This window comes from Meiothermus cerbereus (assembly GCF_051297115.1).
GTDB lineage: Bacteria > Deinococcota > Deinococci > Deinococcales > Thermaceae > Meiothermus > Meiothermus cerbereus_A.
In genome coordinates this window covers 27,984-50,291 of the sequence record NZ_JBEVAL010000005.1, presented here as the reverse complement: position 1 = coordinate 50,291, position 22,308 = coordinate 27,984, and the positions used below count along the sequence as shown (strand labels likewise).

The following is a 22,308-nucleotide window of genomic DNA, read 5'->3' as shown; positions in this document are numbered from 1 at the left end:
CCTCCTCACCCAGACTACCCCGTTTGTGGGGCAACAAAAAAATGCGCCCAGAACGGGCGCACGCCTTTGGTTTAGGGGTTTCGATCTGCTTCACCTGATCTCCTTTCCGACCTCGCAGGATCGGGTTAAAGGTGCGGGATGACTCCCACCCGCCATGCTACGCCCTGGGGGTGGGGTGGGTCAACTGCGACTAAACGGAAGTGTGCCCTGACTCCTAAAAGCATCGGGTACACTTAATCTCTGGGAGCCATTAGGCTTCGCCGGGGTGCTATGGGTAAGCGTGTGCTGGCAGCCATGAGCGGGGGGGTAGACTCCTCCGTGAGTGCGGCTTTGCTCAAAGCCCAGGGCTACGAAGTGATCGGGGCCATGATGCGCTTCTGGCCCGATAACAAAAAGGACGACTGCTTCGAGACCTGCTGCTCGCCCGACGCTGCTTATGAGGCCCGGCGGGTTGCGGACATCATCGGCATTCCCTTCTACCTGCTGGACTACCGCGAGGAGTTTCAGGAAAAAATCATCGACCCCTTTATTGCCGGCTACCAGGCGGGCGAGACCCCCAACCCCTGTGTGAACTGCAACACCCGAGTCAAGTTTGACTCGCTTCTAAAAAAGGCCCGGATGCTGGGCTGCGACTACGTGGCTACCGGCCACTACGTCATCAACCGCGAGGGGGGGCTGTACCGGGGCGACCCCAAGAAAGACCAGACCTACTTCCTCTGGGGTACGCCCAAAGAGGCCATCCCCCACATGCTCTTCCCGGTAGGGCACCTGGAGAAGCCCCAGGTGCGGGCGCTGGCCGAGCAGTTTGGCCTGCCTACAGCCAAGAAGCCCGAGAGCCAGAACATCTGCTTTGTGCAGGGTGACCTGAAGGAGTTTCTGGCCCAGCACCTCTCGGCCCGCCCGGGGCCGCTCATTGATCTACAGACCGGCCAGCAGATCGGCGAGCACAGCGGGGCGCAGTTTTACACCGTGGGCCAGAAGAAGGGTCTGGGGCTGTGGAAGAGCCACCTCGAGCGCTACGTGGTGCAGATCAACACCGCCACCAACGAAGTGGTGGTGGGGCCCAAGGAGGCCTGTATGTGGGGGGGCCTCGAGGCCCGCGAGGTCAACCTGCTGGTCGAACCCCAGGACTTACCCACAGAGCTCGAGGTGCAGGTGCGCTACCGCACCCGGCCCGTGCCGGCTTTAGTGGAAGAGATAGGCCCTGGCCGGATGACCATTCGCCTCCGAGAACCCCAGTTCGCCGTTACCTCCGGCCAGTCGGTGGTGCTGTACCAGGGGGACAGGCTCTTAGGGGGTGGGTTTATTGCCCGGCCCCTGCATAACCAATGGGAAACCCTGGCCGCTTTAGGCCGCTGAAACTCGAACCAGAAACTGCCTAATGCGTACGGTATCGGCCTGCCGCATGCAACTTTTTTTACGGGCCAGGTGAGATTGCGCCTGCTCGAGGTTTTTGGGTATGGTGCTGCCATGCTGCTATTGTTTCTGGCTTTTGTGGGCAGCCTGGCCGTGCTGCTGGTGTCGGCGCGCTTGTTTACCGGGGCTGCCGAGCGCATTGGGCTGGCTTTGGGTTTGTCCAGCTTTATGGTGGGCGTGATCATCGTGGGGGTGGGCACCTCGTTGCCGGAGCTCATCACCGGGCTCTTTTCGGTGAGCCAGGGGGTTTCCCAGATTGTCAGCGGCAACGTGCTGGGGGCCAACGTTTCCAACCTGCTCCTGATCCTGGGGGTGAGCACGGTTTTCTCGGTATTGCGTCCGGTATACCTGGGCGAGGCCTATATCGCCATTGACCTGCACTTTCTGGTGGGCTCGGCCTTTGTGCTGGGGGTGGTGATGTTTGACGGGGTGGTGGGCCGTGTGGAGGGGCTTTTTTTGCTGGCCGTTTATGGGGTCTATGTGGCGTATTTGCTCCAGGAAGGCAGCAGCGGACAAAGCGGCGGAACCCGCCCCCCCATCGCCCCACGCGACCTGCTCCTGGTGGCCCTTAGCCCGGTGGGCATCTATTTTGGCGCCGAATGGACGGTGGCTAGCTTGCAGGGGCTTGCGGGTGGGCTGGGTGTGCCTACTGCCATTGTGGCGGTTACGGTTTTGGCCCTGGGTACTACCCTGCCCGAGCTGGTGGTGAGTATCACCGCGGCCCGGCAGGGCAAAGCCTCTTTGGCGGTGGGGAATATTCTGGGCTCCTGCGTGTTTAATGCGCTGGTGGTGGTGGGTGCGGGAGCCGTCTACAGGACCGTCAAGGCGCCGCCCGAACTGACCGGGTTTGCCCTGCCCTTTGTGATAGGTGCTTCGCTCCTGTTTTATTTGCTGGTGCAGGATCGGCGTATCTCGAGCTGGGAGGGGATGCTGTTTTTGGTAATGTACGCGCTATTTATCCTCGAGGTCAGCGGTCTGGCTTGATTGAAAGCTGCCTATCCAGCGTCGCTACGATAAAAAACACTTGCCAGGTCTGGCAAGTGTTTGTGGGGGCTATATTCTGTTTGTTTTATCCTAGTCGTCGGCTGCCCCGGTAGACTGAGCCTGCTTCTTGCTACCGAACAAACGCCGGAAGAAGCCCAGAATTGGGTCGTAGTACTCATCTACAACCCGTTCCTTAAGTGGGATGATGGCGTTGTCGGTAATGTGGATGTGCTCAGGGCAGACTTCTGTGCAGCACTTGGTGATGTTGCAGTAGCCGATGCCGCCTTCATTTTGCAGCATATCCAGGCGGTTTTCGACATCGAGGGGGTGCATCTCGAGGCTTGCGGTGCGTACCAGTAAGCGAGGCCCGATAAAGCCGGTTTTTTCGTCGTGCTCACGCAGCACGTGGCAGACATTCTGGCACAAGAAACACTCGATGCACTTTCTGAACTCCTGCACCCGATCCACATCCTCCTGGAACATAATCCAGTCGGTGCCAGGGGCTGGGGTGAAGGGCTTGATTTTTTTGTTGGCCTCGTAGTTCCACTTCACATCGGTGGCCAGGTCGCGGATCACCGGGAAGGTTTTCATAGGCCGTATTGTGACGGGCTTGCTGGTGTCGATGGTATCCAGCCGGGTCATGCACATCAAAGTTGGCTTCCCATTGACCTCAGCCCCACACGAGCCGCACTTGCCAGCTTTGCAGTTCCAACGACAGGCCAGATCGGGGGCTTGTTCGGCCTGAATCTGGTGGATTGCGTCAAGCACCACCATGCCTTCTTCCACCTCGACGGTGTAATCCTTTAATTCCCCGCCGTTTCGATCCCCTCGGAAAACTTTGAAGGTGACGGTTGACATGATCAGGCACCTACCTTGTCACTGAGTTCTTTGAGGTCTTTGGCTTCAGCTACTTTGCGCAACTCATCAGGCATCTCGGGCAGTGGCTCGGCCACCACTGTAAGGGTTCCATCGCTGCTGCGGCGGATAATGTGGTTGATTCTGGCAAAACCGGGGTCGGGGTCAGGGTAATCGAGGCGAGCGTGGCCGCCCCGGCTTTCCTTCCGGGCCAGGGCGGCGAGCACCACCGCCTCGGAAATCTCCACCATCAAGCGCATATCCAGGGCTGTGTGCCAGCCTGGGTTATAGGCCCGACTTCCCGAGACCGAGGTATTCCAGGCCCGCTTTCTGAGATTGTCCAGAATCTCGAGCTGCGCTTTTAGTTCGCTTTCTTCGCGCATAATGCCCGCGTTTTTCTGCATGGTGGCGCGAAGCTCCTTCATGAGCGCAAAGGGGTTTTCACCGTGGGGGTTGTTGAAGGGTTGCAGGGCTTCGGCAATGTAGGCCCGCACCTGGGCTTCGTCGACCTGATAAGGGGCTGTTTGCTTTGCTGCAAACTCAGCTGCGGCCATGCCGGCTCGACGTCCAAAAACCACCAGGTCGGACAGCGAGTTGCCGCCAAGGCGGTTGGCCCCGTGGAGCCCACCGGCCACCTCACCCGCAGCGTACAGCCCTGGCACATTGGTGGCCTGGGTATCGGGGTCCACCCGTACCCCGCCCATCACGTAATGGCAGGTTGGGCCTACCTCCATGGGCTCTTTGGTGATGTCCAGGTTGCCCAGCTTCAAGAACTGGTGGTACATGCTGGGAAGCTTCTTCTTGATGTAGTCGGCAGGGCGGCGGCTGGCGATATCCAGGTAGGCACCGCCGTGGGGGCTTCCCCGCCCTTCGTTGACTTCTTTTCGAATGGCCCTCGCGACCACATCGCGGGTTAGCAGTTCCGGTGGGCGGCGGGCGCTGCGGTCGCCTTGGAGCCAGCGCTCGGCCTCTTCCTCGGTCTCGGCGAACTCGCCCTTATAGCGTTCGGGCACGTTGTCGAACATAAAGCGCTTGCCTTCGCTGTTCTTAAGTACGCCGCCCTCACCCCGCACGCCTTCGGTAACCAGGATGCCCATTACGCTGGGAGGCCAAACCATGCCGGTGGGATGGAACTGGATAAACTCCATGTCAATCAGCTCGGCACCCACCATGCTGGCCAGCGAGAAGCCATCGCCGGTGCACTCCCAGGAGTTCGAGGTGATCTGGTAGATGCGGCCCAAACCGCCGGTGGCCAGCACCACAGCTTTGGCCCGGAAAACCAGGAATTCGCCCGTCTGACGGTTGAAACCCAGCGCCCCTACCACCCGGCCCGCATCGGTCAGGAGGCGGTAGATGGTGGTTTCCATGTGGGCATGGATGCCCATCTTTACGGCATGGTCCTGCAGGGTGCGGATGAGCTCGAGCCCGGTGCGGTCGCCCACGTGGGCCAGGCGGGGGTAGGAGTGCCCCCCAAAGTTGCGCTGATTGATTCTGCCATCGGGGGTACGGTCGAAGACGGCGCCCCACTGCTCGAGCTCGCGCACCCGGTCGGGGGCTTCCTTGGTGTAGTTCTCCACCATCTTCCAGTTGTTGAGCATCCCGCCGCCCTTGAGGGTGTCGCGGAAGTGTACCTTCCAGTTGTCCTCGGAACGCACATTGCCCATTGCAGCGGCCATACCGCCTTCGGCCATTACGGTGTGGGCTTTGCCCAGCAGGCTCTTGGTGACCACCCCCACCCTGGCTCCTTGCTCGATAGCCGCGATGGCAGCCCGTAGACCGGCGCCCCCGGCGCCAATTACAAGTACGTCGTAGTCATGTATTGTGTAGGATTCCATAATCGGCTCCTCTAGAACAGGCGAATGTCGGTGATGGTGCCCATCGAGCACAGGCGGATGTAGACATCGGTAAACCACACCGAGAGCATGCTGGTTACACCCCAGAAGCCGTGGCTCTCGTTGATGCGGGTGATGCGCTGCCACAGCGTGTAACGTGTTTTGTGCTTGGACATGCAGTTGAGGCAGCCGCCAGCCAGGTGCCGCCAGGCATGGCAGGAGAAGGTGTAGTAAGACAGCAAAATCACGTTGCCCAGCATGACTAGACTGCCAACACCTACCCCAAAGCCATCCTCAAAGAAAAAGGCCCGGATGGCGTCGTACCACAAGAAGGCCACCACCGGCACCGAGAGATACCAGAAGTAGCGGTGCAGGTTGTTGAGCACAAAGGGGAAAGCCCGTTCGCCTTTGTATGCTTTGCGCAGCTCGGGTACGGCGCAAGCTGGAGGATCCCAGAAGAAGGCCCGGTAGTAGGCTTTGCGGTAGTAGTAGCAAGTGGCGCGGAAGCCCAGGGGAATCCACAGTACCAGGAAGGCCGGCGAGATGGCCATCCAGTCCAGGTCTTTGGCGTGAACTCCGGGAATGGGTATGGAGTAGAACGGCGATAGGTAGGGCCCGAACTCATAGTGTTGACGGTTCAAAGCCACCCAAAAAGCGTACACCCCAAACAAGCCCAGGCTCAGCACCGTGAAAAGGGGCTCGATCCACCAGGCGTCCTGCCGATCGTTTTGCCGAGATTCTGTACCTGAAACAGGTTTCGTGCTCATTTCCCCTAAACTATACTTGTTTGTGTGCAAGTGTGGAAACCTCGACAGGCCACATTGACCCTAAAACAGCACTGGTGTAATTAATAACATTTATTCCAATCTATACAAGGCCAACCTGCCCGGCAGCCTGTTGGAGGCGAGGTTTGCGGCCCGACGATTGACACGCTGGGCCTTCGACCCCATAATTGTTGGCTGTTAAGACGACCCTTGGGTGGCCGTCTAACAAAGAGCTGCGGACAAGGCAAAAGGCAGGGCCTGCTGCTTGAAAGCCGCAAGCTTCTGGAGGATACGAGGTTGGAACTGTTCGGTTTTGGCCCGCACCTAATGATTGACGGCTACCACGCAAACGCTGAGAAACTCGCCGACTTTGAGCTTATTCGGCAGGTACTGGATCAGCTTCCTGAAGAGATGGAGATGACCAAGGTGCTGCCGCCGGTGGTGCAGCGTTACCCGGCCTTGCCAGGCCATGCGGAAGGTATTACAGGCGTGGTGATTATTGCTGAAAGCCACATCGCCATACACACCTTCCCCAGCGAGCGCTTTATAAGCGTAGACATCTTCTCCTGTAAGGAATTTGACCTTGGGAAGGCCCTCAAGCGCGTGGTGGAGCATTTCGAGATTGGCCGCTACGAGACCTACCTCATCAACCGGGGCAAGGAGTACCCCAAGGACATTGAGCTTGCCCGGCGAATTGCAGCAGGGGAGCGGGAGTACCTCGAAGCCCGTATTGGATAGCTGTAGACTCCCAGTATGGGTAAGCTAAGGCCGGGAGGATTCCCGGCTTTTTTTGGACACATGGGAACAGTTATTTTGCTGGGTGGGACGCTACCCCGGCCAACCCAGCCGTGCCGAGACCGCATCGGCAGCCTGACGAACCCGTGCGCCAAGCTCGGGCAGCCGTTCGTCGGGAACCCGTGTCGCAGGGGCCGAAAGCGACATGGAGGCCACTACCTTGCCCCGGTTGTCGTGGATGGGGGCCGCGATGCAACGCACCCCGTCCTCCCGCTCTTCGTCATCCAGCACGTAGCGACGCTGGCGGGCTTCTTGCAGGGTTTGCAAGAAACCATCCAGGGTGGTGATGGTCTTGGCGGTGTAGGGTTTGAAAGGCCCTGTACCTACAATTCGGCGCACCTCCGACTCACTGTGCTCCAGCAACAGGGCTTTGCCAACTCCGGTGCAGTAGATGGGCGCCCGGGCCCCGATGCGGGTAAACATGCGGATGAGCTGCCGCCCCTCCACCTGGGCGATGTAGATTACCTCGTTGCCGTCCAGCACGGCCAGGTTAACGGTTTCGTTGAGCTCGTCTACCAGCTTTTCCATCTCCGGGGTAGCTGCCTCGATCAGCCCTCCCCGCGTAAGGAAGGCCGAACCCACCTGATAGGCCCTGAGCCCCACCTTCCAGAGGCCTTTGGTTTCGTCCCAGTCGGTAAAACCCCGTCGGCGAAGGGTTTCCAGGAGTCGGTAGGCGGTACTGGGCGAGAGGTCGGTTTTGCGGGCCAGTTCCGAGAGAGAGAGGGTTTCGGCTTCAGATAGCACCTCCAGCAGGTGCAGGCCGCGCTCGAGCGTCCGCACCTCACCCACCTCGGCAGAACGGCTGCGCCCTGGGCGACGTTTGGTATCCATGGCTTTAGCATAGGGGGCCTCGAGTATTTTTTCAACAAATGGAAAACGATCTCATAGATTGACAAATCTATTTTGCAGGGGCTAGGCTTTGTCCTGGTTGTGGGGCCAGCGGCCTGTGCCCCAGCCATCCCACAGGAGACTGCTATGAGCGAGATGCCCAAAGGCGTGCAGATAATTGGCCCCAAACTACCCGCTTCCGATACGGTGCTCACCCCTGAGGCCCTGGCTTTTCTGGCTGGTTTGCAGCGCGAGTTTAACGCCGTGCGCAAGGGTTTGTTGCAGCGTCGGGCGGAAGTGGCCCAGCACATCCAGGCTGGCGAAAAGCCCAACTTTTTGGAGCACACACGGTTTATGCGCGAAGGCGACTGGAAGGTGGCCCCGGCTCCGCCTGACCTCAACGACCGTCGGGTCGAGATTACCGGCCCTACCGAGCGCAAAATGATGATCAACGCCCTCAACTCTGGGGCCAGGGTCTTCATGGCCGACTGTGAAGACTCCCTTTCGCCTACCTGGGAGAACGTGGTGCAGGGGCAGCAAAACCTGATGGACGCAGTGCGCCGTACCATTAGCCTCAGTACCCCCGAGAAGGAGTACAGGCTGGGAGAGAAAATCGCCACCCTGGTGGTGCGCCCTCGAGGTTGGCACCTTTTGGAGCGCCACATGCTGGTGGATGGCGAACCCATGTCCGCCAGCCTCTTCGATTTTGGGCTGTACTTTTTTCACAACGCCCACGAACTCTTGAAGCGCGGTAGCGGCCCCTACTTTTACCTGCCCAAGCTTGAGAGCCACCTCGAGGCCCGCCTCTGGAACGACGTCTTCAAGTTTGCTCAGAGCTACCTGGGCATACCCCAGGGCACCATTCGGGCCACGGTGCTCATCGAGACCATCCTGGCCGCCTTCGAGATGGAGGAAATCCTCTATGAGCTGCGGGAGCATGCCGCCGGCCTTAACGCAGGGCGCTGGGACTACATCTTTAGCTGCATCAAGAAGTTCGCCACCCACGAGGTGCTGTTCCCCGACCGGGCCCAGGTCACCATGACGGTGCCCTTTATGCGGGCCTACACCGAGTTACTGGTACGCACCTGCCACAAGCGTGGAGCCCATGCCATAGGGGGGATGTCGGCCTTCATTCCCAGTCGCAAGGACCCCGAGGTCAACGCCAAGGCCATCGAGCAGGTCACCAAGGACAAAGAGCGTGAATCGGGTGATGGCTTCGACGGTACCTGGGTGGCCCACCCCGACCTGGTGCCGGTGGCGATGGCGGTCTTCGACAAGGTGCTGGGCGACAAACCCAACCAAAAAGACCGCTTGCGGGAAGATGTCGATGGCAAGATAAAAGCCGAACACCTGGTCGACTTTAATGTCCCGGGCGGCAAGATTACCGAGGCCGGAATTCGCAACAACATTAGTGTAGGGCTGCAATACCTGGCAGCCTGGCTGGGCGGGAGTGGCGCGGTGGCTATCTTCAACCTTATGGAAGACGCCGCTACTGCGGAAATCTCCCGTTCGCAACTGTGGCAGTGGCTGCGCAAGGGAGCCCGATTGGACGATGGGCGCATTTTTACCCAGGAGTTGTACACCCAGCTCAAACAAGAAGAGATGGCCAAGCTTGCCGGCATGAAAAACCTGGAAGAGGCCGCACAGCTTCTGGACGAACTGGTACTGCAACCTGAGTTCAAGGAGTTCCTGACCCTGCCTGCTTACGAGCGACTGGGCTGAACCTGCTCATACGAATCCCACCGGGATCGTCCACTTCTCGTTTGCGTGCAGCAGCAAAAATGGCGAAGACCGCGATAAAGCGCTCTTCATAGTCCTTGAGCATCTCGCCAACATTATTACTGCGTCCTGCACGGCACAGTGGCCTCCCGGATGGGAGGCCACGCCTGTGAAGAGTGCGATAAGTGAACAAGACTGAGGCGCACAGCTCGTGCGCCTCAATGCTGCTTGGTGGCCGTGCAGCCTACGCGGCTTTGCTCTTGCTTTTGGGCTTCCTGGTCGCAGGGGTTTTTACTGGCTTGCGCTCGGTGCTGTGAATGCGGGCCAGGGGGGTTACCCGCTGGACCTCGAGCACACGCTTGTAGCGCTTGGTTTTGGTTTCCTTGTCCTCCCAGATTTCGGTTTTGAGGGAGCCTTCCAGGAGTACCGGTGTGCCCTTCTTAAGCTCGGCAAACTGCACCGCCAGGTCACGCCAGGCTTCTAGCTCGATATAGTGGCTTCGAGCCTGCCCAGCCGAGGCATCCCAGCTCGAGAAGCCCAGGCTGGCCCTGGCGACCGGGGTTTTGAGCGAGGTCAGGCGGATTTCGGGGTCGGCGGTCAGGCCACCCGTCAGGATCACCCGGTTTTCGGCCCCGTAGAGCACCGGGCCTTTTTCCTCCTGGCGCACGTCGGCGTTTTCCAGCCTGAACAAATCCTCGCCCACGATGCGTAGGCGAGAACCCTTTAGCCCATCGGCTGTCCAGGACTCGTAGACCAGACGGCCCATGGCCTGGTAGGCCTGCCCTTCTGCCAGCTGATCGGCCCAGCGTTCGGCTACCTTGCCATAGAAGGTCAGGTCGGCCCGGGTGAAAAGGTGGTTATCGCCGATGGCCCGCTTGCCAATAAGGGCAACCTCGAACACCGGGGTGCCTTTGGGGGTGTAGCGAAGTTCGTGCTTGCTGAGGACGCCACTAATAAGGACGAGGTTGGTGGACATGTTTGTTCTCCTAGTACGTTACGGTCAGGTTTACTTGAGGGGTGAAGGGTCTTTGAGCTGATGGGTGGCCTGGGCTCGCCTGGCAGGCACTCAAATAGGTGATGCTTTCGCAAACCAATCGACCTGTAAAAGCAGGATCAACGGCCTGTTCAAACCAACAGTGAGGCAAGGCCAGGAAAGTTGGGGCGGGGGTGTGGGGGGGTCTCGAGCTTATTCATCTGTCACTTCCGTTTCGGTCTGCGCCATACCGGCGCGCTTGCTAGAGTTTTGAGGTTTCGGGCGGCTCGTGAGTAGTGCGTTACGGTCTGGTCTTCAGTTCTTGTGCGTTTTGGTCCTTTCCCCCGTTTGGTTTTGTGCCAAATCGGATGCTGTAAGGGTACAACATAATCTCGGTTTTGTCTAGTGCCTACAAACAAGCACAAAAAGTACGTCTAGAACGTGCATTTGTCCGAGTGTCGGGTTCGCAAGTCAAAACCGCATTGCGGCAACGATCTAGAGATTATGAATAAAACAGAAAGTAGGGGGAGTGCGGAAGTACCCAAGAGGGCTGAACCGAATTTGCCCGTAAGCAGGAGCCTCCTTTAGTGTGGATATTCTCCAATGCGCTTCGTCGCTTGTCTTGTCGAAGGCTTTTCGAGTGACTGGTGGTTATGGTAGACTTTGAAGGCTTGTGTTTTGAACCCCTCCTATTGGGGTGGTGTGAGCAAATAAAAAATCCAGTGCTGGTAATAGCCTGGCAACGGAAAAGTTTTGGAGGAAGGGAATGGAATACCGCATAAAAGCCCAAACCCGTGGGAACGAAAAACCTGCGGCCCTGCGCGATGCCGGCAAACTGCCCGGGGTGGTCTACAACCGTAGTGAAAACTACAAGGTCGTGGTGGATCTCAAAGAGTTCAACAAGGTCTTCATGGCGGCGGGGATTCACCATGTGATTACCCTCGAGCTCGACAACGGGAAAACCGTAGACACCCTGGTGCGTCAGATTAACCTTGACAAACGCCGCCGTCGCCCCGAACACGTAGACTTCTACGCCCTCTCAGATGAGCCTGTGCTGATGTGGATTCCGGTCAAGATTGTGGGCACGGCTCAAGGCGTGCGTGAGGGGGGTGTGCTCCAGCTGGTCAACAACGACATCCAGGTCAAGGTTTCGCCCAAGGCCATTCCACCCTACATCGAGCTAAACGTTAGCAGCCTGCGGATTGGCGATAGCATTCACGCCGATGAACTGAGCCTTCCCCCAGGCGTCAAGCTTGCCATGAACCCCCGTGATACCGTTGTGGCCATCGTGCCACCCGAGGATGCTGATAAGCTCACTGCCGAGGCGGCAGCCACACCTGCCGAAGTAGAAGTTATCAAGAAGGGCAAGACCGAAGAGGAGAAGTAAGCCCACTACCCAGGCTTGGGGCCGAAGGCTGCCGTTTTCTAAGGCTTTCGGCCCTTTTTATTTGTATGCTCTTGATTGTCGGACAAGGGAATCCTGGAGCCCAGTACGCCCGAACCAAGCACAACGTGGGGTTTTGGGTGCTGGATCGGCTCAGCTCGGATTTTCGCCCCAATGGCAGTGCCCTTATTGCTGAAATACGGTTTCAGAAGGGCTCGGGTGAGTGGGTTTCGGGCTTGCTGGTCAAGCCCACCACCTTCTACAACGCTACCGGAGAGGCTGTAGGGCCGCTGGCCCGGTTTTACAAGATTCCACCCGAGCGCATTCTGGTAGTTCACGACGAGCTAGATTTGCCGCCGGGGCGCCTGCGCTTTAAAAAAGGGGGAAGCAACGCGGGCAATTACGGCTTGGAATCCATTACAAGCCATTTGGGTACCCGGGATTTCCACCGTCTTCGCATTGGAATTGGCAAGCCCCCCAGGCCAGAGCAGGGGGCGGGCTGGGTGCTGTCCAGTTTTCACCCCGAGCTAGCGGCGGTGATGGAAAAGGTGGTTCAGACTGCCGCCGAAGCGGTGCAAACCTGGGCGACCGAAGGTATTGAGGCTTGCCAAAAGAAATACAACGGCCTCAACCTGGCTGCTCCAGCAAAACCCACCGAGCCCAAACAGACCACCTGACCACCTTTAACCAGCAGCGGGGCTTCTCGACCCCGCCCAGCCGTTTGTGGGAGCGCTTATCCGAAGCGACCGGTAATGTAGGCCTCGGTGCGCTTGTCTTTGGGGGTGGTGAACAACAAACTGGTGGGGCCAAACTCCACCAGATCGCCGTTCAGGAAGTAGCCGGTGAAGTCTGAAACCCGGCCTGCTTGCTGCATGTTGTGGGTCACGATGGTAATGGTAACGTGATTTTTGAGCTCAGTTAGCAGGTCTTCGATGGACTGGGTCGAGATGGGGTCGAGGGCACTGGTAGGCTCGTCCATTAACAAGACCTCGGGTTCCACAGCCAGGGCCCTGGCAATGCACAAACGCTGCTGCTGTCCCCCCGAGAGACTCATGCTGGGTGCATGAAGCCGGTCTTTGACCTCGTCCCATAAAACTGCTTGGTTGAGCGCACGCTCCACAGCCTCGTCCAGAAGAGATTTTTTGCGTATGCCCACCAACCGCAAGCCTGCAACCACGTTGCCATAGATGGACAGGGTAGGGAAGGGGTTGGGCTTCTGGAACACCATTCCTATTTTGCGTCGCACCTCTACCGGGTCTACACCAGGGGCATAGACATTGACACCATCCAGCAGAACCTCGCCGGTTACGCGGGCGGTGGGCGTCAGGTCGTGCATCCGGTTCAGGGCACGAAGAAAAGTGGTTTTCCCGCAGCCCGAAGGGCCAATCAGGGCTGTCACCTTGTTGGCGTAGATGGGCATGCTTACGTCTTTAACGCCTGATTTTTGACCGTACATTACGGTTACGTGCCGGGCCTCGATGCGGGGCTTAAGGGTGGGGTCGAGGGTCATGGCTCCATTTTGGTCGGATTCGATCAAGGAACTAAATTCACGCATGTTTTACTCCCTTAACGCCCGCGGGTTGCCCAGCGGGCCAACAGGCTGGTTAGCACAACCAGCCCAAGCAGCACCACGGCAGCCGCCCAGGCCTGGCGGTGCCAATCCTCGTAGGGGCTGATGGCATAGGCGTACAAACGCAGCGGAAGAGCGTCCATAGGCTTTGAAAGGTCGAAGGTAAGAAGGCTATTGCCAAAGGCAGTAAAGATGAGGGGGGCTGCTTCACCTGCGGCCCGGGCAGTTGCCAGCAACAGCCCGGTTACAACGCCACCTCTGGCGGCGGGCAAGACCAGGGACAAAATTACCCGCCAGCGGGGTAAACCCAGGGCTAGCCCCGCCTCGCGGATATTCCAGGGAACCAGCTTGAGCACGCTCTCGGTGGTTTTGGCGATGATGGGAATCATGATAAAAGCCATGGCCAGCGATCCGGAGAAGCCCGAAAAAGAGCCCTGGGTCTTGACTACCAGCACATAAGCCAGCAACCCCTTCAGGATGGCTGGCATTCCATTCAAGGTATCGGAGAGCAGGCGCAGGGTGGGATTGAGTTTGTTGTCGGGGTACTCGGCCAACAAGATGCCAGCCCCAACCCCGAAGGGGGTTGCCATCAGCAAGCCCACGCCGGTGATAAGCAGCGTACCAACGATGGCAGGGGCCATACCACCCCCGAGTTCGCCTGGAGGTTTAGGGCCTTTAGTAAAAAAGTCCCAGTTGAGCGAAGAAAAGCCATTGACCAGTGCGTGGCCCAGCACCAACGTGAGCGGCAGGGCTGCTAGGATGGTGCCGATGATGACCACGATGAGGATCAGGCGGTCGCGGGTATAGCGTGCTTGAAGATTGCGCATAAGATTTCCTCTAAACCCGTTGTTCCCCCACTTTTAGTTTGTTGAGCAGGTAGCTTGCAGTTGCGTTGACGATAAAAGCGACTAGAAAAAGGTAAAAACCCACCCCAATAATGGCCGAGTAGTGCAGGTCTTCCACGGCTTCTTTCAGCTCGAGGGCAATTACGGCTGGCATGGTGGAAGCGGGGCCAAAGAGGGTGTAGGGCAGAATGTTGCCGTTGCCAATCACCATCGCTACCGCCATCGTTTCACCCAGGGCACGGCCCAGCGCCAGCATGGCCCCAGCGAAAATGCCACCCCGGGCGTAAGGCAGGATTACCATTTGCATGACCTCCCAGCGGGTGGCTCCCAGGGCATAGGCACCCTCGCGCTGGGTAGCAGGAACCAGATTGATGGCATCGCGCGAGAGGGCGGCCGTGAAGGGAATGACCATGCTCGACAAAATTACGATGGCAGTAAACATGCCATAGCCAGAGGGGTTACCAAGATAGCGAGACAACCAGGGGGCGTTTTCTGCAGCCCACAAAAAAACAGGCATATAAAAGATTTCTCGCAAAAACGGGGCCAGAACAAAGATACCCCAGATGCCATAGACCACGCTTGGCACAGCAGCCATCAGGTCTACCAGGTAGTTGATGAAGCCCGCCAGCCAGCGGGGAGCGTACTCGGCGGTAAAAATGGCTGCTGCAAGGGCCACCGGAACAGACAAAACCAGGGCTGCAAGGCTGGTTACCAGCGTTCCTACAACGTACGGCCAGATGCCAAACTCGAGCTTCAAAGCCGGATCCCAGGTGGTTCCGGTTAAGAAACCAAAAAACCCTTCTTTGTTTATAGCCAGCGACCCACCCAGATAGAGGTAGTAACCCAGACCCAGGGTGAGCAAAACGATGCTCAAAGCCAGCGCCAGAACCAAAACCAGGAAAATACGATCGCCCAGGACTCGGTAAATCGCCGAGGGCTTTCGTTCGATAAGGGGAGATTGTATAGGAACTTCTTGCATGTGCACGCCTTTAGTTTACAAAAAAGGTGGGAGCCCATGAGACCCCCACCTTCAGCATGTATTTAGCGGCCTACAATCTCCTTGCCGATGGGTTTGTCCTGGTAGGTGATGCGCGAGATCAGCGCAAGCGCACGGCTTTGGGCCACATCGGTGATGCGGGCGTAGGTTAGGGGCTCGTTGAACTTTTGACCCTCTGTGACAACCCACTTTAGCATCTGCACAAAGGCGCGGGCCTCCGCTTCGCTTTTGAAGGCCTTGTTCTTGTCCAGCTTTTCGTAGGCAAGCATGTAGGCAAAGCTCGCAATTGGGTACCCGTCAGGGGCTTGTGTATCAGTTAGTGAGATACGGGCATCCCCAGGCAGCACCACGTTTGCGGCAGCGGTAATGGATGGCAGATCGGCCACAATTGCCCGGCCAGCCCGGTTAATCACGGCACCGTACTGAATGCGGTTCTGCACAGCATAGGTCACTTCGTTGTAGCCGATGGCACCGGGGGTTTGCCGCACCACGCCAGCCACCCCTTCGTTGCCGCGCCCACCAACCTTATTGGGTGCAAGCCAGTTGACGCTGTTGCCGCGACCCACCTTTTGAGCCCACTCCGGTGAAACCTTGGTTAGGTAATCGGTGAATACAAAGGTTGTGCCCGAGCCGTCGGAGCGGTGTACTACGGTGATTGGCAGAGGGGGAAGCCGCACACCTTCGTTCAGCTTAGCAATGGCGGGGTCATTCCAGGTCTTGATATTGCCCAGGAAGATGTCGGCCAATAGCTCCCCATTAAAGACGAGACGCTGCGTTACACCCGGAAGGTTGTAGGTGGGTACCACGGCCCCCAGCACGAACGGGATGTTGAGTGCAGGTGAACCGGTGTTCTTGCGAATGTCGGCCATCTGCTGGTCGTTGAAGGGGTTATCGGAAACCCCGAAGTGCACGGTTTGTTCGATAAACTGACGCTGCCCCCCACCCGAGCCGATGGACTGGTAGTTAACACGCACCTGGCCGTTGGTTACTTTTAGGTATTCGTCAAAGTATTTGGCGAGAACCGGGAAGGGAAAGGTTGCCCCAGCCCCGGTCAAGCTCACCTGGGCCAGACCGGAGCTGGCCAGACCCAAGAGTGCAGTGGTGGCTATTAGCAGTTTTTTCATTAACGCCTCCTGTTCGATTTGTGATGCGCTTCAGCACCACGAACGCCTATAGCTTGTCAGCCCCATGTCAGGATACTGTCAGGAATACCACAAAAAACTCATGACCAACGGAAAATTCAACCATCGGTTATGCTAACTGCAAATGCGGTGGAGTGGGGCCATTTTAGCAGGGGGGGCGTCCAGCCGGTTTGGGCAGGACAAAGCCATGTATGTGTACCGGGGAAAACCCCTTATTGCCTGGGTTTTGCAATCTATGGCAGGGGCCTCGGAGTCCTTTGTGGTTGCTAATCGGGTTTACCCTGGCTTGGGGACGGTGTATCCAGACCTCAGGCAGGGGGGGGATACCCTGTCGGGTCTGCACGCGGCTTTGGCCCACGCCAGGTACGACTGGGTAGCGATTGCGGCCTGCGACCAACCTTTTCTAACACAGGACTTCTGGCAGTTCATGCTGAGCCAGGCCAGGCCCGACAGCCAGGCGGTGGTGGCAGCTTCAGGCAGTTTTTTCGAGCCGCTGGGGGCTTTCTATCACAAGTCGCTCGAGCCCGAGGTTTTGCGCCGGCTCGAGGTGGGGGAGCTCAAAATGCAGGCCCTTTTGCGCAGCATCCCCCTGGTGGTGCTGGATAAGAAGGCGCTCGAGGCCCGTTTTGGCCCCCATTTGTTCTTGAATGCCAACCGCCCCCAAGACCTGCCGGATTTTTAGCCGCCCAGGGCTTTTTTGAGCTCTTCCAGCTGGATGCGCAGGTCGCGCACTTCGACCTCCAGAGCCTCGAGGCGACGCTCGAGCTCGCTTCTGGTTTCCACCCGAATGATGGGGGCCGCTGCTCCGGCAAGAAGGTGGGCGTAGCGAACTTCCCGCTCGCCCGGCTGGCGCTCGAGCTGGATTACGAGTGGGTGGGGCGCCAGGCTTACCAAGGACTGTACCACCGCTTCAACCTCTTGTAACGAAGAAAACCTGTGGTTCATGCTCTCGGCCCTGGCCCGCAGCTCGCCTAAGGTCTGGGGACCACGCAGCATCAGCAGGGCCATCAGGATGGTGGCGGGGGGCTCGAGCTTAAACTCCCTATCCAAAAACTGCCGGTATTTGGGTGCTCGTGCGCCATGCTCGCGGAACATGCCGCACAGCCGCTTGTGCTGTAGCGAGTCGAGGGCTTCGCGCACCTCTGCTTCACTCAAGTGGGTGACAGGGTTACGGTTGTTTTTTTGGTTGGCCCCCAGCCGGATGGCATTCTCGGTCATGGGGTAGTGGTCGGGGGTGGCGTACTGCTTCTCGATCAGGGTGCCCAGTACCCGCACTTCGGCTTCGTTCAAAAGGTTCACGAATACAGATTTTATCGCACTCTTCACAGACGGGGCCTCCCATCTGGGAGTCAACTGTGCTGTACAGGACAAAGCAATAAAGTTATAAGCAGCTCAACTGTGAAGAGCGCTCTGAATACAAGGGACTGGCTACGCCCATGCCGTCCAGTATTTTGCTCTGGCGTTAATTCACTTTTTATCACCAGGGGCTAAATTAGCAAGACCATGAGCCTGGCTGAAACCGTTACCCAGATGGCTGCGATGGGGGATGCCCGCGCCCGGAAGGTGTTGCGGCAAACGCGCGAACTTGCCGAGGCCGTGTGTGCCAGCGTGGGGGATCGCCGTTTCCTGCAGCCCCTGATAGACGCGGGGCTCAACAACAAGCTGGATTTGCTGCTGCTCAAGCAGAGTGCAGAACAACACTACCTTAACCGAAACCGGCTAGCCGAGTTGCTGGAAAGTTTTTCGGGGCGTTCCTGAACCACCCTGCGAGCGGGTTATAAAGCAGTTTGAACTGGAGGCGGGAATGTCGGCTTCGCGCAGGCACACTTCAATGATGGTGCATCGCTGTGGAGCCTGGTGCAAGCCCCTCACTCCGTTTGGCGAAAAGAGCATCGTCCGGTGCTCGCTGGTTCAAATGGTTGTCCAGGTCATCACTTGGGCATCGCCCCCCTTGTCAATAGCGAAAGCTGAAAGCCCCAGCTAATTTGGGCGTATGCTGCTCCCAAGCACGACTTGATGGCTGCTGTGTTTGAGGAAGCCTTGCCTTGTGGACATACAGCCGGTCTTGGTGTTCAATATGCTCAGCTCAGGAGGTCGTTTATGCAGACGTTAAGGCAATTTGGGTGGCTGGTGTTGCTGCTGGTGTTGGCTGGGTGCGGCCAGACCACACAGGTGCAGACCTCTACCGAACAAGAAATCTTGCAGGACATGCGTCAGCTAGGAGTTGAGCCTGAGGCCATTAGAGCCTATGAGGCCTCGCTCGAAAGCCTGCGCGCTGCTCGCCAGGCAGTAGAAAGCCTGAGCGCTGGCGACCTACAACTAGTACAGGCAATTGCCTTGGGTAGCATAGCCAACTACGATGGTTACTACGCTGCGCGAACCATCTACCCGCAGTTTGACTGGAGCCGCAATGGCTGCTCGGCCCCAGAGGGTTTGGGCCTGGGCTACCGTGAGACCTTCCGGCCCGCATGCGATGTGCACGACTTTGGCTATGCCAACTTTCCCCGCTTTCCCACCCTTTACAACGAAACCGGACGCGGTCTGGCCGACGACAACTTTCTGGTCAACATGAACAGCATCTGCCGCCCCAAGAGCTTTCTGAGCCGTGCGGCCTGCTACTCGGCTGCCTATGCTTATTACAGCGCCGTGCGGGTAGCGGGCTGGGCCTACTTCTACGATTAGGCTGACACTAACTTGGCAAACCCTGGAGCCCGGTTAAAGGCCAGATACCCGGATGCGGTCAAAGGCACGCTTTTGAGGCACTCAGACCACCTTCTCGGTAGGGAAACGCTGACCAGGCGGCGGCATTGCCAGCATGGCCGTAGACGACCCGGCTTTGAATAGAGAGGATGTTGTGGGGTGGTTGCATAGGGGCAGTTTAAGCGAAGTGGTCTAGCGCCTTCCTAGAACCTCGAGCGCCAGCCGGTAGGTTTGGGCATGGCCTGCGATGGTTGTCTGGGGGTCGCGGTTGTAGCCACCGCCCATCACGATGACCAAAGGCAGATTGGCCTGCTGGGTTTTTTCCAGAACGCGCCGGTCGCGTTCGGCCAGCCCCTGCAGGCTAAGCCCCAGGCGGCCAAAGCGGTCATTTTGCAGCACATCCACCCCCGCGTTGAAGAAGACCAGGTCGGGCTGGTGGCTAAAAGCCCGTTCCAGCGCAGGCTCCAGGGCCTCGAGGTAGGTCGCATCGCCCGTCGCGTCATCCAGGCCCACGTCCAGGTCGCTTTGCTCTTTTTTGAGCGGGTAGTTGCGCTCGGCGTGCAACGAAAGGGTATACACTGTGGGGTCGCCGCGAAAAAAGGCCGCTGTGCCATTGCCCTGATGGGCGTCCAGGTCTACGATTAAAGCCTTGCCCTGCCAGCCCTGGGCCCGCAGGTGGGCCAGGGCCACCGCCACATCGTTGAACAGGCAGTAGCCCTCGGCCCGATCCGGATAGGCGTGGTGGGTTCCTCCAGCCAGGTTGAAGCCCAGCCCGGTTTGCAGGGCATCCAGGGTAGCGGCCAGGGTGCCCCCAGCCGCGTGCAGGGCCCGCGTTAGCAGGCTCTGGCTCCAGGGCAGCCCGACCTTGTGCGACTCCTGGCGGCTTAGCCCTTCCAGGCGAAGCTTTTGCAGGTAGTCCTGGCTGTGGGCCAGGGCCAGGGTCTCCCAGCTGATGGCTGGGGCTGGCCGAACCTCGAGGTGACTTTGCAGGGCCTCGGCCACCCCGGCGTACTTGTATTTTGGGAACGGGTGGTATTCGGGCAGCTCGAGCACACAGTGGGAGGTAGAGTAGGCGCAGTACATTGCTTTCAGGATGCCACAGACTTTTTCGGCGTTATGTGGTTTGAACAGGCTTCAATATCTTTTGCACAACCTGTTGCTAGGCTACTGTTGCTTGGCCCTGAGTCACCCCTGCTCATAAGGTTCCCATTGGAACCCCTCAGGGCCAAGCACCTGACCTGGCACCAAATTCCCCCCTGCATTTTGCCCAGGTATATTTACCCCCCGTCCTGGGGGGATCCATTTTTTTCTGACCCCGCCTGTAGCCACGGCTTACCGCGGCTTCAGGTGCCGAGTTTTCCCTCGAGCTTGCCCGAACCGCTCAAAAATCGATCTCGAGCTTGTAGCGTCCGCTCCGGCCCTGCTGGTCAAGCTCGAGCTTGAAGCGTTCGGCACCCCGCTGATAAACAGCCTCGACCTTGATTGCAGGGCCTTTGTACTCCAGGCGTGTGCGCACCCAGCCCCGGTTCACCAGCCAGTTGTGGAAGAAAGCGTAGACCTGGTCCAGGGTGTCGCGGGTCTCGAACTCGGCCTCGCTCGAGCCTCCCTTTTGCTCGTGCTTGAGGGCCACACTGCCGGGGTAGGGCGGCAGGCCCAGCCGGGCGTTGAGCACGAAACTGGAGGTCTGGGGCGCGGGGGCGGGCCGCACAGCGGGTTCGGGCCTGACACCCACCACACAGGCCGAGAGGAGCAGTGGAAGAAACAAAACCAGAGCACGCATGTCGACTTCAATCTAGCAACCCCAGATGAGTAAACCAACAGCATGGGTATAAAAGCGGCCAGGGGCTACCTCTATGTAGATTTGCGGAATGTTCCCATAACGCGAAGGCAAAATCCCCCAGGGTAGCTTATGGGGGCGACTTCCGGTAAAACATAGGCGGGAGCTGCCTGGATGCCTACCCTCAAAGAGCTGTTTGCACTATTCGGTCAGAGCGCCCCCGCCCAGGAGGTTCTGGGTATAACCCACGACTCGCGCCTGGTGCAGCCTGGTTTTGTGTTCGTGGCCGTTCCCGGCGTGCCCCTGCCTAGCCGCAAGCCGTTCGACGGGCACGACTACATTCCCCAGGCCATCCAGAACGGGGCGGTGGCGGTGGTGGGGATGCGGGCCTTGCGCCTGAATGTACCCTACCTGCAGGTCGCGGATTCGCGGGCTGCCCTGGCCGATTTGTCGGCGGCGTTTTGGGGGTACCCGGCGCAAAAGCTGGAGCTGCTGGGGGTCACCGGCTCCAAGGGCAAAACCACCGTTACGGTCTTGCTGCACCACCTGCTGCAAGTGGCCCATCCACCGGTGGGGCGGCTTTCCACGGTGGGCATCAAAATTGGCGACGAAGAGCTTTTCCTGCCCGGTCATTTCACCACCCCCGAAGCGCCGCAGGTACAGGAGATGCTGCACCGCTTTGTGGCGGCAGGCTGTAAGCGGGCCGTGCTGGAGGTGAGCAGCCACGCCCTGGCGCTGGAGCGGGTGCGGGGGCTTCAGTATGCGGTGGGCATCTTCACCAACCTTTACGAAGACCACCTCGACCTGCACGGCAGCATGGAAAACTACTTTGCCGAGAAAAAGAAGCTGCTGGAGCGCTCGAGGTTCGCCATCGTCAACAGCGATAACCCCTGGACGCAGCCGCTGGCGGGACGCCCCGATACCTGGACGTATGGCGCAGAGGGCGACTGGCGGGCCCACCACCTGGTGCAAAGAAGCGATGGCCTGCACTTCGAGGTGGCCTCACCCATTGGAACTTTTGCTGTGCGGGTGCCGATGGTGGGGGGCTTTAATGCCGACAACGCCCTGGCCGCGATGGCGGCTGCGGCCCGGATGGGCCTCTCGGTAGAGCAGATCCAGGCGGGCCTGGCCGGCTTCCCCGGCGTACCGGGCCGGATGCAGCTTGTGCAGAGCGAGCCTTTTCGGGTGATTGTGGACTTTGCCCACACCGGGGCCAGCCTCGAGGTGGCCCTCAAAACCCTGCGCCCCACCACCCAGGGCCGCCTGCTGGTGGTGATTGGGGCTGCCGGAAACCAGGACCCCAGCCGGCGTGTGGGCATCGGCCAGGTGGCGGCTCAGCTGGCCGATTTTGCTGTCTTCACCGAGGAAGATCACCGCACCGAGTCGCTGGAGGCCATTTTAGAGACCATGGCCCAGGCCCACGGCGACCCCCACCGCTTTGCCCTGATACCCGACCGGCGCGAGGCCATCCGCTATGCAGTGCGGGAAGCCCAGCCGGGTGATACCTTGCTCTTTAGCGGCAAAGGCCACGAGCGCACGCTCGAGCGGGGCCTGGAGGCCATCCCCTGGAACGAGGTGGAAGAAGTAGAGCGGGCCCTGCAGGAGCAAAAGGCCACCTGACGCTATTTGCCGGGTATTCCCCAGAAAGACATCTGAACCCCTGGCCCATGAGCATCCCGAAAGCCTGCGCGGGTATGCCCGGTAAAAGACCACCCGTTAGACTAAAG

Annotated in this window: 22 protein-coding genes; 10 read left to right on the top strand and 12 right to left on the bottom strand. The window is 58.9% G+C overall.

All coding sequences use genetic code 11. From position 1 onward, the window contains the following. Positions 1 to 270 precede the first annotated feature (270 nt). Together mnmA and ABWU19_RS02110 are read left to right on the top strand one after the other, a co-directional pair. Complete coding sequence (gene mnmA / locus ABWU19_RS02115) at positions 271 to 1,359, top strand: tRNA 2-thiouridine(34) synthase MnmA (RefSeq protein WP_435900118.1); 1,089 nt, start codon at positions 271 to 273, stop codon at positions 1,357 to 1,359. 111 nt (positions 1,360 to 1,470) lie between these two features. Then, the gene (locus ABWU19_RS02110; protein ID WP_435900117.1) at positions 1,471 to 2,400 is read left to right on the top strand and encodes a sodium:calcium antiporter; all 930 of its coding nucleotides are present in this window, start codon (positions 1,471 to 1,473) and stop codon (positions 2,398 to 2,400) included. Positions 2,401 to 2,490: 90 nt separating this feature from the next. Here ABWU19_RS02110 and ABWU19_RS02105 read toward each other — a convergent pair whose 3' ends face one another. Genes ABWU19_RS02105 through ABWU19_RS02095 form a run of 3 tightly spaced genes read right to left on the bottom strand, consistent with a single transcriptional unit; the run spans position 2,491 to position 5,854 of the window. Continuing rightward, positions 2,491 to 3,258 (bottom strand): succinate dehydrogenase/fumarate reductase iron-sulfur subunit, encoded by a 768-nt coding sequence (locus tag ABWU19_RS02105; protein ID WP_435900116.1) that lies wholly within the window; start codon positions 3,256 to 3,258, stop codon positions 2,491 to 2,493. 2 nt (positions 3,259 to 3,260) lie between these two features. Continuing rightward, the gene (locus ABWU19_RS02100; RefSeq protein WP_435900115.1) at positions 3,261 to 5,090 is read right to left on the bottom strand and encodes a fumarate reductase/succinate dehydrogenase flavoprotein subunit; all 1,830 of its coding nucleotides are present in this window, start codon (positions 5,088 to 5,090) and stop codon (positions 3,261 to 3,263) included. Between the two features lie 11 nt (positions 5,091 to 5,101). Next, entirely contained in the window at positions 5,102 to 5,854 is a 753-nt protein-coding gene (locus tag ABWU19_RS02095; RefSeq protein ID WP_435900114.1) for a succinate dehydrogenase, read from the bottom strand. A 294-nt stretch (positions 5,855 to 6,148) separates the two neighbouring features. Between ABWU19_RS02095 and speD the strand changes: the two genes are divergently transcribed. Beyond that, entirely contained in the window at positions 6,149 to 6,589 is a 441-nt protein-coding gene (gene speD / locus ABWU19_RS02090) for an adenosylmethionine decarboxylase (protein WP_435900113.1), read from the top strand. A gap of 90 nt (positions 6,590 to 6,679) precedes the next feature. Here speD and ABWU19_RS02085 read toward each other — a convergent pair whose 3' ends face one another. Continuing rightward, positions 6,680 to 7,477, bottom strand: coding sequence for an IclR family transcriptional regulator (locus ABWU19_RS02085; RefSeq protein ID WP_435900112.1), 798 nt, complete (start codon positions 7,475 to 7,477; stop codon positions 6,680 to 6,682). Positions 7,478 to 7,621: 144 nt separating this feature from the next. On the opposite strand from ABWU19_RS02085, the gene aceB reads away from it, so the two are divergent. Further along, the gene (aceB, locus tag ABWU19_RS02080) at positions 7,622 to 9,196 is read left to right on the top strand and encodes a malate synthase A (protein ID WP_435900111.1); all 1,575 of its coding nucleotides are present in this window, start codon (positions 7,622 to 7,624) and stop codon (positions 9,194 to 9,196) included. Between the two features lie 241 nt (positions 9,197 to 9,437). Here aceB and ABWU19_RS02075 read toward each other — a convergent pair whose 3' ends face one another. After that, positions 9,438 to 10,169: a single-stranded DNA-binding protein gene (locus tag ABWU19_RS02075; protein ID WP_435900110.1), complete on the bottom strand. Its 732-nt coding sequence runs from the start codon at positions 10,167 to 10,169 to the stop codon at positions 9,438 to 9,440. 763 nt (positions 10,170 to 10,932) lie between these two features. Between ABWU19_RS02075 and ABWU19_RS02070 the strand changes: the two genes are divergently transcribed. Both ABWU19_RS02070 and pth read left to right on the top strand, forming a co-directional pair. After that, the gene (locus ABWU19_RS02070) at positions 10,933 to 11,553 is read left to right on the top strand and encodes a 50S ribosomal protein L25 (protein WP_435900109.1); all 621 of its coding nucleotides are present in this window, start codon (positions 10,933 to 10,935) and stop codon (positions 11,551 to 11,553) included. Between the two features lie 65 nt (positions 11,554 to 11,618). Further along, positions 11,619 to 12,227, top strand: coding sequence for an aminoacyl-tRNA hydrolase (gene pth / locus ABWU19_RS02065; protein WP_435900108.1), 609 nt, complete (start codon positions 11,619 to 11,621; stop codon positions 12,225 to 12,227). A gap of 56 nt (positions 12,228 to 12,283) precedes the next feature. Here pth and pstB read toward each other — a convergent pair whose 3' ends face one another. The 4 genes from pstB to pstS all read right to left on the bottom strand — a co-directional run bounded on the left by pstB (position 12,284) and on the right by pstS (position 16,086). After that, positions 12,284 to 13,060, bottom strand: a complete 777-nt coding sequence (gene pstB, locus ABWU19_RS02060) for a phosphate ABC transporter ATP-binding protein PstB (RefSeq protein WP_435900136.1) — start codon at positions 13,058 to 13,060, stop codon at positions 12,284 to 12,286. 56 nt (positions 13,061 to 13,116) lie between these two features. Further along, positions 13,117 to 13,947, bottom strand: a complete 831-nt coding sequence (gene pstA / locus ABWU19_RS02055) for a phosphate ABC transporter permease PstA (protein WP_435900107.1) — start codon at positions 13,945 to 13,947, stop codon at positions 13,117 to 13,119. Positions 13,948 to 13,957: 10 nt separating this feature from the next. Beyond that, positions 13,958 to 14,944 (bottom strand): phosphate ABC transporter permease subunit PstC, encoded by a 987-nt coding sequence (gene pstC, locus ABWU19_RS02050; RefSeq protein WP_435900106.1) that lies wholly within the window; start codon positions 14,942 to 14,944, stop codon positions 13,958 to 13,960. A gap of 62 nt (positions 14,945 to 15,006) precedes the next feature. Then, a complete protein-coding gene (gene pstS / locus ABWU19_RS02045) occupies positions 15,007 to 16,086 on the bottom strand; it encodes a phosphate ABC transporter substrate-binding protein PstS (RefSeq protein WP_435900105.1) in 1,080 nt (359 codons plus the stop codon). A 142-nt stretch (positions 16,087 to 16,228) separates the two neighbouring features. On the opposite strand from pstS, the gene mobA reads away from it, so the two are divergent. Beyond that, complete coding sequence (mobA, locus tag ABWU19_RS02040; RefSeq protein WP_435900104.1) at positions 16,229 to 16,786, top strand: molybdenum cofactor guanylyltransferase; 558 nt, start codon at positions 16,229 to 16,231, stop codon at positions 16,784 to 16,786. Here the strand turns inward: mobA and ABWU19_RS02035 are convergent. Continuing rightward, positions 16,783 to 17,403 carry a YceH family protein gene (locus ABWU19_RS02035; RefSeq protein ID WP_435900103.1) on the bottom strand — a complete coding sequence of 207 codons (621 nt, stop codon included), beginning with the start codon at positions 17,401 to 17,403 and terminating at the stop codon, positions 16,783 to 16,785. The genes mobA and ABWU19_RS02035 overlap by 4 nt on opposite strands. Before the next feature lie 204 nt (positions 17,404 to 17,607). Between ABWU19_RS02035 and ABWU19_RS02030 the strand changes: the two genes are divergently transcribed. After that, entirely contained in the window at positions 17,608 to 17,862 is a 255-nt protein-coding gene (locus ABWU19_RS02030) for a hypothetical protein (protein WP_027877011.1), read from the top strand. 342 nt (positions 17,863 to 18,204) lie between these two features. After that, positions 18,205 to 18,786, top strand: a complete 582-nt coding sequence (locus ABWU19_RS02025; protein WP_435900102.1) for a phospholipase A2 — start codon at positions 18,205 to 18,207, stop codon at positions 18,784 to 18,786. 210 nt (positions 18,787 to 18,996) lie between these two features. Here ABWU19_RS02025 and ABWU19_RS02020 read toward each other — a convergent pair whose 3' ends face one another. After that, positions 18,997 to 19,887 carry a histone deacetylase family protein gene (locus tag ABWU19_RS02020; protein WP_435900101.1) on the bottom strand — a complete coding sequence of 297 codons (891 nt, stop codon included), beginning with the start codon at positions 19,885 to 19,887 and terminating at the stop codon, positions 18,997 to 18,999. Positions 19,888 to 20,185: 298 nt separating this feature from the next. Beyond that, a complete protein-coding gene (locus tag ABWU19_RS02015) occupies positions 20,186 to 20,584 on the bottom strand; it encodes a hypothetical protein (protein WP_435900100.1) in 399 nt (132 codons plus the stop codon). A 171-nt stretch (positions 20,585 to 20,755) separates the two neighbouring features. Here ABWU19_RS02015 and ABWU19_RS02010 point away from each other — a divergent pair, with 171 nt between their 5' ends. Continuing rightward, entirely contained in the window at positions 20,756 to 22,201 is a 1,446-nt protein-coding gene (locus tag ABWU19_RS02010; RefSeq protein WP_435900099.1) for a UDP-N-acetylmuramoyl-L-alanyl-D-glutamate--2,6-diaminopimelate ligase, read from the top strand. Positions 22,202 to 22,308 lie beyond the last annotated feature (107 nt).